Genomic DNA, 12,856 nt, shown 5'->3' on the forward strand with positions numbered 1-12,856 from the left:
ATGATAGCAGAACGTCAGACCGATGCAGAACCTAGCGCCGTTCAGTCGCTTTGCAGAACGTCCGCAGGCAGACACGGAACGTCGGAGCCAGACCAGTCTATCTCATATGTAGCCGGTACGCTGGGGAAACGCCCCCGCAGCGGAAAACTACGGTCGGGATCATAGAAGATCCATGCCATCGAATTGTCGAAATTGTCCAAACGGCCATTGTCGCGGTGGGCACGCTCAGGCGCGATTTCTTCGACTTCGACGCGCGACCCGCGGATCATACGGATCGTGCCGTCGTCCCGGCGCTCCATCACGCGATAGTATATCTTGCCGAACATCATCGTATCGAACATCGAGTTGAACGACCAGTTTGTAACATCCGTCTCTTCCGGAACGCGCACAGTCGTCACATAGCAGCTATAGTTCCGCGCCGTGTAAAAGGGTGTGTCTGCGTCGCTTCCGTCAGACCGTTGCCGCCTCGGTGGCGGACTGAATCCACCTCCCGGTAAGGCAAATCTATATCTGCCGTCGCCCCTATCGTCCCAATCAACAGGGCCGCTTCCGACGATTGTGAGAATGCTTGCTTGGGTTTGGCGGTCGTAGCGATAGGTGACGCTTTCAATCTCATCCCAGGTGCCCTGGCCTGTAAGCGAACTGCGAAAGGTGTTGGTCAGCTGTGAAGGCGTCATCGCGGAGAGCAATGCATATTGATTCAAGCCTGCAAAACCACGCGTTACGCTAGTGTTGATCCGGCGCGCGGGTTGCTGGAACCCCGCACGAGCGTCGATTTCAATCAGGCCGATCTCTTGCGGCAAGGCAAAAGGTTCGTGTCGAATCTGCTCGAGCGATGCCCCGTTTTCCGACAGCGGGAGGACCCATCGATAGGGCAGAAACGGTGTCAGGCCCGGTTCAATTACAGCCGGCAGAGTGGGGTCCATCCAATATGTAGATCCACCAATGTCAGCGCGGACGAGTATGTGATCGAACAGGGCCGGATTGGGCAGCCGGGCGTCCGCGCCGTCGTCCCCTCCAGCATTGTTAACGAGCACAAGTTCCGCATCGATACCGAGCTCATTCAGCAAAGCCATCAGCAAAGCGGATTTTCCCTTGCAGTCGCCATATCTGCGTTGCCACGTCTCGTCGGCGGTAGCGGGCTCATAATTCCCCCCATCAAGACCGACATAGATGTATCGGACCTGCTGCTGAACCAGTTCAAGCGCCGCTTGAGCGCGTTCGAGGTCTCCCGAATGCGCGCTGGCTATTCGGGTCGCTTCCTCCCGGACCGGAGACGTTTCCGAGAGCTGTGACGCCACGTCGAAAAGTGCGTCGAAGCGCTGAGATACGGCCGACCAGGATGCAAAATCGCTATACTCGACAATCCGCTGCCAACTGTAGCGCGGTGGCGCATCCGGCGGCGGGGCCAGCATCTCGGGATTTTCAACACTCAACGTTAGCGAAGCCGGACCACGCTCTTCGAAGCCAGCCAAGTCCTCGGTCAACTGGGTCGTTGGCTCCTGACCCTCTTCCCATCTGAGGCTGACCCTGTAACGGCCTGGTGGTGGAGCAGGCCCAAACATCAAAAAGCCGAAATCATTATCCGCCAGCGTGGGATCATGTGAGGGACTCGTGAACGCCCATTCCAGCTCATCCCCGACACGCAAGTCAGGCACACGGAGTACCGCCGTTAAATTGCCCGTGAGAATCGCCTGTTCGAGTTGTTCTTCACGGCGCAACACTTCAAAACTTGTATCGGCAAGGACGTCGATTTCCTCTCCGTCACGGTATATGCGCAGCATGTGAACCACGGGGGCGCCGGCAGCGGGATTCCATGTAATGGAGAGATTGCCCGCTGCGAGCGCTTGCGGATGCAGCAACTTCATTCGTTGGCCCAGATATGTGTGTTGCCCCTCATCCTCGAGATGCACGATCAGGTCGCTACGCCGCATAAATACCGTACCCGCGGCGTCTGCAGGCACAGGTACGGGCTCCGATACTTCGACCCAACTCGGCGAGGGTCCGGTCAATACTTGGTCAGCTTGCGCCTTAACTCGATCGGGCGTAACGATCACCGCCACGAGAAATACCAGAGAAATCATGCGCATAAATCATTAGCTCCCCAAACCATGATGCAACTAGAACGGCTGCGCGCAACCCTTTTGTCAGAGGGAAACTGCTTCATGCGCCGTTCGCTCCTTTGACCAAATCTCGTCTTGTGGACCAAACATGGTGGCGAATTGTGTCGGATTCTTCTGTCCTACACGCCCTCTGCCTTGCTATTCTACCCGACGCTCTTTGAACGCGTCGATCTCTCAGGCCTGATCTCATAGCCGGGCGCACGGGCGCTGCTCGCCCCGCTATGCGTCTACTGTGTCAACTTTGGCAGGATAGCCGCCGGCACCCCCGGCCTGTGTCAACCAGTGTCAACCGGACAGGAACTTTGGGAAAGGCCGCCTAGCCCGCGTTCGGATCGACGTTGAAGATCGTTTCCATCATCGCGGCGCCGCGATGCGTAAGGCCGAGTGCGGCGTCTCGGCCCTCGCCCATCCGGTCGATCAGACCGCCGACGATAAGGCGCTGGACGTGATTTTCGAGGATATCGTAAGCGATCATCGTGTCGGTCAGATGCTGCATCGTGACTTCGCGGTTGCTCTCATGCGCAACCCAGATGGTCAGCATGATATCCCAGCTCGGTTCACCGAAATAATTGTCGGGCGCGACCGCGTCGCGCCAGCGGCGCATGGTCAGCACCTGCTTCGCATCGGGAATCGCCATGCGGACCTGCCCGTTCTCAGGCATGCCGTTGAAAGAATCACGGACTGGCTTGTGCATCGTTATGCACTCCTCGGAACAGTCGATTTTGGGGAACCAGCGGCCTCCCGCCACGGGCTAACTCGCTCAACTCTATGGCAGACTGGCCGGTTCGCGTCATGTCACGGCGACGCGGGACGCGGATCGGCTGCGCCAGTTCGTGACACGTCCGGACCGATCTGCCAGAATAGCCGCACTGAAACCGCACATATGCTGCGACTGGAGCCGAACTGTTGAACCACTCGGCCACCATTGATCTGATCCGCGACACGGATGCCGATTTCCTCGACAGCCTGTCCGAAATCGATTCGGTCGAGGGCGTCATGGAAAGCACGCGCCGGCATTTCTCCGGCGTCGAGCTCAAGCGCCTCAGCTATCACTTCACGCCGCCCTTCCACTCGCAGACGTCGGAACGGGTGATCGTCGTTGCGGACGGCTTTCCCGCGGCCTGGCTTGAAAAATATGCCGATCCCGATTTCCGCGCGCTGGACCCGATCCCCGATTTCATCATGGCCGCGCACCGGCCGATGTCCTGGCGCCGCGCGATCGCCGAGCATCCCGACCGGGCGCGGGCCGAGGCGTTCTGGGCGGAGCTGGAAAAGTTCGGCCTTGTCAACGGGATCGGCATCCCGCTCTACGGCCCGGGCGGGCGGGACGCCTATTCCTCGATCGCGATAGACCGGCCGTTCGACGATGACGACAAGCCCTTTATCCGCCGCATCCGCACCGCGTTCCAGAGCGCGCATCTGCGCATCTCTCACCTGGTGCTCGAGGAGATCAACGAGGGCGCCCAGCTTTCGATGCGCGAGACCGAGGTGCTGAGCTGGATCATCGCCGGCAAGTCGAAAAACGATATCGCCCAGATCCTCGAAATCTCGGCCGCCACCGTCGACACCTATCTGCGGCGCATTTACGCGAAGCTGAAGGTGAACGACCGCGTCAAGGCGAGCCTCGTCGCGCTATCGCGCGGTCTGGTACGGCTTTAGCGGGGAAGCGCCGGCAAACGGACCGTCGCCCATTTCGGTCTATTTGGTCGCGAAGGCAGGCTTTTCCGACTGCTCGCGCGGTGCGCCCGGCGTAACGATCGGCCCGCCGCACAGCTCGTCAGCCATCTCGTGATTGCGATCGCGATGGCCCATTTCGTCCTCGCGCACCTGCACCACGACATCACGCAGCCGGGCATCGGCGGGCAGGTCCCAATAGTCGATGGCGATCTTGGGCGCAGGGACGTTTTCGAGGCTGCCATTGTCGATCTCGGCGAGATAGCGGGTATAGCTCACCACCGCCTCTTCCTCGAAATAGGCGACGACGCGGTGCGCCGTCTTCGGCGAAAGCAGATAGACGAGGAAATAGACGTTGAAGAACACGCCCTGCGCGAGAACGATGAGGAACCGCTCGAAACCGGAGGGCTTCGCGATGGCAATAAACGTCATCAGGTGCATCCGCTCGTTCTCCGCCTCGTCGAGCAGCTCGCGGATCCAGCCCTCATCGTCACGGATGCGGCGCAGCGATTTGAGGTGCTGCAACATCCCGCCCACCATGCCGGGCACGGCGGCCACGGTCTCCAGCACCACGGCCCGATGGCCATAGCGTTTGCGGAAGAAGCTGTCCGCGATGAAGCGCAACACCTGCACGAACGCAAAGGCAATGCGGTCGCGGATGGTTTCGGGACTGCGGCGATAGTGCAGATCATTCATGCTCGACACTCTATTTCGAGACCGAAATGGGAACGCACCGTCATTGATACCAATGCAAAATCACGAACGAATTGATCGATATTTGCTATCGTAAAATGGGTGAAGGTCAGAGCCGTCTAGTCGCTCTGCTCCGCCAGAAACCCCCGCATTGTCGCAACGAACCTGCCCCAGGCGGGCTCATGTCCGAGCAGCAGGTGGTTCTTGCTGTCAAGCGCGACGAAGCGCGCGCCGGGGATTTTCTTGGCCATATAACGCCCGGCGTCGAACGGCACGACCGCGTCCTCGCGCGAATGGAAGACGATGGTCGGCACTTCGATCTGGGCGAGCAGGTCGCGAACGTCGATCCGCGCGAGCGCGTCCTGCAGGCGGATCGCGGCCTCGGGCGACGCCGAAATCCGTTGCAGCTTGTTGAACCAGTCGGCCTCCTCATGGCTCGCTTCGGGCACGTAGAGCGATGTAAACATCTGGCGGTAGGCGGGATTGTCCTGCCCCCAGCCCGATTTGGTCAGCGTCATCATCGCCTCGCGCCGCGCCAGCTCTTCGGAATCGGAGCGCACCTTCCAGCCCATCGCATAACCGCCATGCAGGATCAGGCATTTGACGCGCTCCGGATGGCGCACGGCATAGGCGATCGATACCGCACAGCCCTGCGAGATGCCGAGCAGCGGGAAACGGTCGAGCCCCGTTGCATCGACGACGGTTTCGAGATCCTGAACAAAGGCGTCGAAGCTGATGTCTTCGACCTTCCAGTCGGAAAGACCGTTGCCGCGCTCGTCATAGCGCAGCAGCGTATGCTCGCGCGCGAGTTCGTGGATCCAGTGCCGCCAGATCGGGCTCTCCCACTCATATTCCAGATGATTAAGCCAGTTCGCCGTCTTGACCAGCGGCGGCCCGTCGCCGACGCAGCTATAGGCAAGCCCTGTGCCATCGGCCGCCGTGCAGAATTCGACGCGTTGCTGGCGCACGGACAGGGACTCTTCGGCAGCCTGTGATTCATCGGATTGCGCCGTACCGGCGGCATCCGCCTCGACCGCAGCGACGAAGCGGAAACCCTTGCCATGGACCGTGCGGATATAACGTTGCTGGCGGCCGTCATCGCCGAGCAGATGGCGCGCCGATTTGACGCGGCTCGTAATCGCTGCGTCGGAAACGATCCGCCCCTCCCAGATCCGCTCGATCAGCTCATCCTTGGTCACCAGCCGGTCGCCGCCCTCGACGAGCAGGATCAGCAGCGAAAGCACCTGCGGTTCGGCCGCAAGCGCTTCGCCCGCGCGGCGCAGCTCGAAACGTCCCGCATCGAGTGCGAAGTCGTCGAATCGATAGATCACAAGCGTCTGCCCACAGTCAGTCCGCTCCTCAAAGCCCGCGCGGTTGCTCTTCAGACGCCTGCGGACGCGATGCTTCGTTATCCTCCTTCAGAAAATCGCGCAAATGCGTCGTGAATTTGATCCAGGCTGGCTCATTTTCGAAAATCAGATGATTGGGACTGTCGAGAGCAACGAAGCGAGCGCCGGGAATCGCCCGGCCAAGTTCTCGACCGGCCTCGAACGGCACGGCCGTGTTGTCACGCGAGTGGAATATCAACGTCGGCGCCCGGACCTGCGGCAGCAAGGCGCGCACATCGATATCGGCAATCATGGCTTCGTAGCGCTGGACGATCTCCGGAGAGACGGACACGCGCTGCAACTCGGTGAACCATGCGGCCTGTTCGGCCGAGGCGTCGGGAAAATATAGCGACGTATACATCTGCCGGAAGGCGGCGTTTTCACGCCCCCATCCGCTTCTCGACAAGGTAAGCAGCGCTTCGCGCGGGGCGATCTCGTCGGCCGAGCCCCATAACCGCCAACCCGTCGCATAACCGTTATAGAGGATCAGCCGGCGCACCTTTTCCGGATGGCGGACGGCATAGGCGATCGCCATAGCGCTGCCCTGTGCCGTGCCGATCAGATCGAAACGCGCGGCGCCTGCGGCCTCGGCGACGACGCCGATATCGTCGACAAAGGCGTCGAAAGAGAGATCATCGACCTTCCAGTCGGACAATCCGCTGCCGCGGCCATCGAAACGGATCAGCCGTCTATGTTCGGACAGCGCAGCGGCCATATGCCGCCAGATCGGGATCTCCCACTCGCAGCCCAGGTGATGAAGCCAGTTCGCGGCCTTCATCAGCGGCGGCCCATCGCCGGAACAGCAATAGGCGAGCCCGGTGCCGTCGACCGCGGCGCAGAATTCGACGCGCGGGCGCGGCCAGTCGGGCGCTTCGCTTTCCCGCGCGGGCGCGTCGGATCGGCCAGCCTCCTCGATATCGCCGACGAAGCGGAAGCCCTTGCCGTGGACCGTGCGGATGTAGCGCTGCTGGCGGCCGTCATCGCCGAGCAGCTGGCGCGCCGATTTGACGCGGCTCGTAATCGCTGCGTCGGAAACGATCCGCCCCTCCCAGATCCGCTCGATCAGCTCATCCTTGGTCACCAGCCGGTCGCCGCCCTCGACGAGCTGGATCAGCAGCGAAAGGACCTGCGGTTCAGCCGCAAGCGCTTCGCCCGCGCGGCGCAGCTCGAAGCGCGCAGCGTCCAGTTCGAAATCGTCGAATCGGTAGAGCATGGCGCGCCAGCATAGCGCAAATCCGGCAATTCTTCCGATTTTCTCCAGCTCATCTCCAAGCACCGGCGGAGGGCCGGCGGTACATCATGGTCATCGAAACGAAGGAGCAAGACCATGTTTGACTACAGGCCCACATCGCCGACGGCCGCCGTTGCGGCCTCGTTGATGGCCATCATCCTGAGCGCGGGCGTCAACGCCCTTTTCATCGCTCAGGCGCCGATCGCCTGACGGCGAAACCAGACCCCGGGTGCAGCTTCTCCCCCCGACCCCAAGCCCCGCTGCGCCCATCGGCCGGAGGGCGGCCCGATCCGCCCTCCGCCACCCCTCCCCTGAACCCAAGAAAAGGAAAAGCACATGAAACACGATTTCAGCTTCGAACAGGCGCTCGCCGCGTCAGGCCGCATCGCCTGGCAGATCGAGGACGTCCTCCCGGCCGACGGCAGCCTCGATTTCCAGCGGCATTTCCTGCCCGAAAGCCTCGCCCGGACCGGTGCCGCGACCACGCTCAGCCCGCGCGAACAGCAGGTGCTCAATCATATTCGCGGCCATGAATATCTTTCGATCTTCGGCCTCGTCGAGGAGTTCATCCTGCCCTTCGTGCTCGACCACGCCCGGCCGCAACTGAACGGCGACGATGTCCGCGTCCGCGCGCTGCTCGCCTTCGCCGGCGAGGAAGCCAAGCACATCCACCTCTTCAAGCAGTTCCATGCCCGCTTCACCCGCGATTTCGGCACGGACTGCGCGGTGATCGGCCCGCCCGAAACGGTCGCGGCCGAAGTGCTAAAGCATGATCCGCTCGCCGTCGCGCTCACCATCCTCCACATCGAATGGATGACGCAGCGGCACTATGTCGAAAGCGTCCGCGACAATCGCGATCTCGACCCGCTGTTCAAGAGCCTCCTCAAGCATCACTGGATGGAGGAGGCCCAGCACGCCAAGCTCGACACGCTGATGGTCGAGGCGCTGGTCGAGGGCCGCGACGAAGCGAGCATCCAGAAGGCGATCGACGAATATCTCGAAATCGGGATGTTCCTCGATAACGGCCTGAAGACGCAGACGGACTTCAACATCGATGCCTTCGAGCGGGCCGTGGGCCGCACGCTCGGTCCGGCCGAACACGAAGAGCTGACCGCACAGCAGCATCAGGCGTTGCGCTGGACCTATCTCGGCTCCGGCATGACGCACCCCAAATTCGTCGCGACGCTCGCGGCGATCTCACCGGCCGCCCGCGACCGTATCGCCGAAGTCGCGCCGGTCTTCAGCTGAGCACCCCCGTCCAAACCCAAGCAAAGGAGACTGACAATGCTGGACACTGCCAAGAAAACCATGGTCAACGATATCGACCTAGACGCGCTCGAAGAGACGGTCGCGGCGATCGAGAAGGATGCCGGCTGCGGCCGGGTCGAATTCGGCGTCACCACCGAATGGACCGGCCAGACGCGTTCGGAATCGACCGTCGACGGCTACACGTTCGGCGGTGAGCGCATCGAACGGAAGTTCAAGATCGTCGCCGACGAGCCGCCCGAGCTGCTCGGTACGAACAGCGCGCCCAATCCGCAGGAGCTGCTGATGAGCGCGGTCAATGCGTGCATGATGGTGGGCTATGTCGCCCAGGCGGCCACCCGCGGCATCACGCTGACGACCTGCCGGATCGAAACGAAAGGCGAGCTCGACCTGCGCGGTTTTCTCGGCCTCGACGAGACCGTCCCGCCCGGTTACCGCCGGATCGACTATACCGTTACCATGGAAGGCGATGGCAGCCGCGAGCAGTATGAGGAAATCCACGCCGCGGTACGGGCCACCTCGCCCAACTTCTTCAACATGGCGCGGCCGATCGAGATGAACGGCACGCTGGCCTGAGGCCCGCAAGGCTAAAAGAGGGCGTCACCAGCCGGTGGCGCCCTTTTTTTTGCGCCGATCCGGTCGATCAGTCCGCCCGTGGCCAATCGGTTTCTTCAGGGCCGACCCGGTCGATAGCTTCATACGAGATCGCGCGCTTCCCCGCCGACCACGGCGACCCGATTGCTGCCCGCGCTCTTCGCGGCGGCCAGGGCGTCCATCGCCGCGCTGCGGAGTGCCTTGGTGTCACGACCGGCCGCCAGCGCCACACCGATGCTGACCGTTATCGTATCTTCGATTGACGGAAAGGCCTGCCCGATGCGGACTATCGCCATCTGGCGCAAGGCTTCCGCGCGAAGCTCGGCCTGCGCCATATCATCGACATTCAGGAACACGGCGAACCTGTCGCCCTCGATGCGGAAGGCGCCCTTGCAGTCCCCCTTCGCTTCTACTTCCCGCAGCAGATTGGCGAGCGTGCGTATCACATTGTCGCCGATCTCGCGGCCGTGCTGCGCGTTGATCTTCGATTGGCCGTCGAGATCGATCATCGCCAGGGCGCCCGCCGGCTGCTCTTCCAGAGCGAGTTCGAATCCGCGCCGGTTGGGCAGTCCCGTCAATTCGTCGGTTCGCGATCGCCGTTCCTCCTCGATTTCGCGGGCGATCTCGTCATCGCGTTCCCGGCGCAGAACGACGAACCGGTCGGCCACGCCGAACGCGGTGACGATCGCTTCGGTCGCCAGCCCGAAATAGAGCGAGAAATCCATCTCGGACGGAAGTATGTAGACATCGAGCCCGCGCGCGATCCGGTCGACGGCGATGAGGCTCGTAAAGGCCCAGCCGCCGAGCAGAAACAGGCCAGCCCGGCTTCTGCGCTGTATCAGCCGGAAAATCAGAACCACGAAGACCGCGATCGCCGGAATATAGGCGGCGTGATAGATGTTGCGCGCGATGAACGGCAGGTCTTTCGCGAATGTCAGCATGAAAAGGGCATTGGCGATCAGGATCGCGCTTGCGCCCCATGCCCATATCTTCTCCCTTTGTGTCAGCATTCCTTTTTCGACGAACGCGACCGCGAAAAAACCGAACATGCCGATGGCGAACGATAGCGACGCGTAGGACGTCATCAGCCGGATCCACAGGCTGGTATCCGGGAAAAAGTGCATCATCAGGTTGGACGAGGCGAAGGTGTAGGTAAGGATGCCCGCGGCCATCAGCGCGTGCAGCAGCATGAACGGGTATCGCAGGAACATGTAGAAGGCGAGGCTGTAGAGGATCGGCACGAGCGTCAGCCCGCAATAGATGGCGAACATGACCGAACGGCCGTAGCGCTGCCTGTCCGAGGCATCTTCGGTGATCACTTCCATCGCCGAATAGATCGCGCTCGACCATGGCCGATCCAGGCCGACGAATATGGTGTCGATGGTCCTGCCGCCCGCGGCAAGCGGCAGCGCGAAACGCGGACCCGCCGTCCAGGCGTCGGCAACCTGCCCGGCGTCGAACCGGCTTATCTGGACACCGCCATCGGCGTAGCGCACCGCAAGCGTGATCTGCTCGAGCGGTGCGAAATCGCTTTCCAGGCGAAGTGCCGCATCCGGCAGGTCGAGTTGTCCGGCATCGATACGCAACCAGACATAGGCGGCTCTCGCATCGGCCGGGTCGACATCGCACGCAAACTGCGCCTCCCGCGCAATCGCCTCTTGCGCACTCAACCGTTCGGAGTCCGTGAGTACACAGGACTGTTCGAAGACGGAAACCGACGAGTTCGCCGCAATTGCCGAATGCGTACTGGCCAGCATAATCAGGCCGGCGATTACAAGCATCGCCCGGACCATGATGCGCGCGACCATCATTTCCCGATTGCCCGGCGCAATATCGTCACTTCAAAAAGTACTGGCGCGTCAAGGAGATACAGATGGCTCACAAAACTGATATTCCTCAACGCGACCCGATGTGCGGCTAACCCGAGCGATGGCGGCAAAAGCAAAATTTTCAGCGGAATCGCCGAACAGAAACATCCAATTGTCGGTAGCTATTGCATCCCCGTTACGATTGTAAACGCCCTTACCGAAATTCCACCCCTTCGAATTCTCCGCTCTTCAGCCAGCCATCGAGATAGGCGAAATAGGCCTGAGCGCCGTGCGGATAGCCGACGAAATATTTGGCCTCTTCGGTCGGCTGGCCTTCGTTGTTGTAATAGCCGGGCGTGCATTCGGTGGAGCCGATGACCATGCCGGGGCCCGTCATCAGGAGCGCGACCCACTGGTCCTGCGCCTCTTTCGTCACCTCGACTTCTTTCGCCCCGGTTTCTCGTGCGTGATCGATCATGATTGCGATCGCGCGGGCGCATTCAACCAGATTGTGCGGATAGTTGGAAATCAGGTGCGCGCCTTGGGCGGACTGGACGAGGAACAGGTTCGGAAAACCATGGACGTGGATGCCGTGTTTCGAGCGCATCCCGTGTTCCCAGGCCTCAGACAGCGTCAGCCCGTCGCGGCCGACCGGATCGAAGCCCGTACGCCGCTCGAGCGTCGTGCCGACCTCGAAGCCGGTTGCATAGATGATGCAATCGACTTCATATTCCTCGCCCGCGACGACCACGCCCTTTTCGGTGATCCGCTCGGCGCCCTGCCCGTCCGTGTCGATGAGGTGCGTGTTCGGGTTGTTGAACGATTGCAGATATTCGTCATGGAAACAGGGCCGCTTGCAGAGCTGGCGATACCAGGCCTTCAGCTTCGCGGCGGTATCCTCGTCGCCGACGACCTCGTCGGTGCGGGCCCGGATTTCGGTCATTTTCTGGAGGTCCGCATCCTCCCAGGCGGCGAGCATATTTTCGACGGTCATCTGATCGGGCGGCAAGTCCTTGATCCGTTCGCGGAAGCGCCGGGTCAGGTCGGTCCAACCATCCTGCACCAGGTCCTCATTGGCAAAGCCCAGGCCCTGATTGGCAGTGAAATTGTCGAGCCAGCGTTTCTGCCAGCCCTCGGTCGCGATCTCTTCGAACCAGTCGGGATCGATCGGCTCATTGTTACGGATATCGATCGAAGACGGCGTGCGCTGGATGACGAACACCTCTTTCGCAGCGCGCGCGAGATGCGGGACGATCTGCACCGCCGTCGCGCCGGTGCCGATGATCGCGACGCGCTTGTCCGCCAGCCCTTCCAGCAAACCGCCGTCCGGATCGCCGCCCGTATAGTCGTAATCCCAGCGGCTCGTATGGAAGCTATGGCCCTTGAAGCTCTCGATACCGGGCAGGCCGGGCAGCTTGGGCACGTGCAGCGGCCCCGTGCCGAGGCCGACGAAATCGGCCGTGAAATCGTCGCCGCGATCGGTCGTGATGCGCCAGCGGGAATGCTCGCCCTCCCAGACCATCGATTCCACCTTCGTGTGGAAGACGGCCTTGTCGTAGAGATCGTAATGCTCGCCGATCCGCCGGCAATGATCGAGGATCTCGGGCGCGTGGACGTACTTCTCCGATGGCATATGCCCGGTTTCTTCGAGCAGCGGCATATAGACCATCGAAGCCGTGTCGCATTGCGCGCCCGGATAGCGGTTCCAGTACCAGGTTCCGCCGAAATCGCCGCCCTTTTCGAGGATGCGGATATCCTCGATGCCCGCTTCCTTGAGCCGCGCGCCCGACACCAGCCCCGAAAAACCGCCACCGACAAAGGCATAGGTCACATGATCGGTCAGCGGTTCGCGCTCGGTGCGCTCGCTATACGGGTCCTCGGCATAATGGGCGAGCTGTCCCTTGAGTTCGAGATACTGCTCATTGCCGTCATCGCGCAGCCGCTTGTCGCGCTCCTCGGCATATCTGGCCAGGATGGCGGCCTTCTGGTCGGGATCGATCGTCGCGGTGCTGGCCATGGGCTTCCTCTGACGTAAACGGCAACTGCTTTGTCCCTTGTGCGCAGCATGCGGCCCTGCGT

Annotated in this window: 10 protein-coding genes; 3 read left to right on the forward strand and 7 right to left on the reverse strand. The window is 61.6% G+C overall.

Annotated features, from left to right (window positions below; all coding sequences use genetic code 11):
• Nucleotides 1–41: 41 nt before the first annotated feature.
• Nucleotides 42–2,090, reverse strand: coding sequence for a DUF3857 domain-containing transglutaminase family protein (locus ACTS1Z_RS00145; RefSeq protein WP_442622399.1), 2,049 nt, complete (start codon nucleotides 2,088–2,090; stop codon nucleotides 42–44).
• A gap of 349 nt (nucleotides 2,091–2,439) precedes the next feature.
• Entirely contained in the window at nucleotides 2,440–2,817 is a 378-nt protein-coding gene (locus ACTS1Z_RS00150; RefSeq protein WP_442622400.1) for a hypothetical protein, read from the reverse strand.
• Between the two features lie 212 nt (nucleotides 2,818–3,029).
• Here ACTS1Z_RS00150 and ACTS1Z_RS00155 point away from each other — a divergent pair, with 212 nt between their 5' ends.
• A complete protein-coding gene (locus ACTS1Z_RS00155; protein ID WP_442622401.1) occupies nucleotides 3,030–3,782 on the forward strand; it encodes an autoinducer binding domain-containing protein in 753 nt (250 codons plus the stop codon).
• A gap of 39 nt (nucleotides 3,783–3,821) precedes the next feature.
• Here ACTS1Z_RS00155 and ACTS1Z_RS00160 read toward each other — a convergent pair whose 3' ends face one another.
• The 3 genes from ACTS1Z_RS00160 to ACTS1Z_RS00170 form a co-directional block, all read right to left on the reverse strand.
• On the reverse strand, nucleotides 3,822–4,493 hold the full coding sequence (locus ACTS1Z_RS00160) for an alternative oxidase (protein WP_442622402.1): 672 nt from the start codon (nucleotides 4,491–4,493) through the stop codon (nucleotides 3,822–3,824).
• 116 nt (nucleotides 4,494–4,609) lie between these two features.
• Nucleotides 4,610–5,821 carry an alpha/beta fold hydrolase gene (locus ACTS1Z_RS00165; protein ID WP_442622403.1) on the reverse strand — a complete coding sequence of 404 codons (1,212 nt, stop codon included), beginning with the start codon at nucleotides 5,819–5,821 and terminating at the stop codon, nucleotides 4,610–4,612.
• Nucleotides 5,822–5,849: 28 nt separating this feature from the next.
• Complete coding sequence (locus ACTS1Z_RS00170) at nucleotides 5,850–7,091, reverse strand: alpha/beta fold hydrolase (protein ID WP_442622404.1); 1,242 nt, start codon at nucleotides 7,089–7,091, stop codon at nucleotides 5,850–5,852.
• 354 nt (nucleotides 7,092–7,445) lie between these two features.
• On the opposite strand from ACTS1Z_RS00170, the gene ACTS1Z_RS00175 reads away from it, so the two are divergent.
• Both ACTS1Z_RS00175 and ACTS1Z_RS00180 read left to right on the forward strand, forming a co-directional pair.
• Nucleotides 7,446–8,357 (forward strand): diiron oxygenase, encoded by a 912-nt coding sequence (locus ACTS1Z_RS00175; RefSeq protein ID WP_442622405.1) that lies wholly within the window; start codon nucleotides 7,446–7,448, stop codon nucleotides 8,355–8,357.
• A gap of 36 nt (nucleotides 8,358–8,393) precedes the next feature.
• The gene (locus ACTS1Z_RS00180; protein ID WP_442622406.1) at nucleotides 8,394–8,951 is read left to right on the forward strand and encodes an OsmC family protein; all 558 of its coding nucleotides are present in this window, start codon (nucleotides 8,394–8,396) and stop codon (nucleotides 8,949–8,951) included.
• A gap of 119 nt (nucleotides 8,952–9,070) precedes the next feature.
• Here the strand turns inward: ACTS1Z_RS00180 and ACTS1Z_RS00185 are convergent, their stop codons facing one another.
• Together ACTS1Z_RS00185 and ACTS1Z_RS00190 are read right to left on the reverse strand one after the other, a co-directional pair.
• The gene (locus tag ACTS1Z_RS00185) at nucleotides 9,071–10,780 is read right to left on the reverse strand and encodes a diguanylate cyclase domain-containing protein (RefSeq protein WP_442622407.1); all 1,710 of its coding nucleotides are present in this window, start codon (nucleotides 10,778–10,780) and stop codon (nucleotides 9,071–9,073) included.
• 211 nt (nucleotides 10,781–10,991) lie between these two features.
• Nucleotides 10,992–12,794, reverse strand: a complete 1,803-nt coding sequence (locus tag ACTS1Z_RS00190) for a flavin-containing monooxygenase (protein WP_442622408.1) — start codon at nucleotides 12,792–12,794, stop codon at nucleotides 10,992–10,994.
• Nucleotides 12,795–12,856: the final 62 nt, after the last annotated feature.

Origin of the sequence: Parasphingopyxis sp. (assembly GCF_052168295.1) — a bacterium.
GTDB lineage: Bacteria > Pseudomonadota > Alphaproteobacteria > Sphingomonadales > Sphingomonadaceae > Parasphingopyxis.

Bases quoted from the DNA above. Each gene is read 5' to 3' on its own strand.
- ACTS1Z_RS00145 (WP_442622399.1), bottom strand. From the start codon at position 2,090: ATGCGCATGATTTCTCTGGTATTTCTCGTGGCGGTGATCGTTACGCCC.
- ACTS1Z_RS00150 (WP_442622400.1), bottom strand. From the start codon at position 2,817: ATGCACAAGCCAGTCCGTGATTCTTTCAACGGCATGCCTGAGAACGGG.
- ACTS1Z_RS00160 (WP_442622402.1), bottom strand. From the start codon at position 4,493: ATGAATGATCTGCACTATCGCCGCAGTCCCGAAACCATCCGCGACCGC.
- ACTS1Z_RS00170 (WP_442622404.1), bottom strand. From the start codon at position 7,091: ATGCTCTACCGATTCGACGATTTCGAACTGGACGCTGCGCGCTTCGAG.
- ACTS1Z_RS00175 (WP_442622405.1), top strand. From the start codon at position 7,446: ATGAAACACGATTTCAGCTTCGAACAGGCGCTCGCCGCGTCAGGCCGC.
- ACTS1Z_RS00180 (WP_442622406.1), top strand. From the start codon at position 8,394: ATGCTGGACACTGCCAAGAAAACCATGGTCAACGATATCGACCTAGAC.
- ACTS1Z_RS00185 (WP_442622407.1), bottom strand. From the start codon at position 10,780: ATGATGGTCGCGCGCATCATGGTCCGGGCGATGCTTGTAATCGCCGGC.
- ACTS1Z_RS00190 (WP_442622408.1), bottom strand. From the start codon at position 12,794: ATGGCCAGCACCGCGACGATCGATCCCGACCAGAAGGCCGCCATCCTG.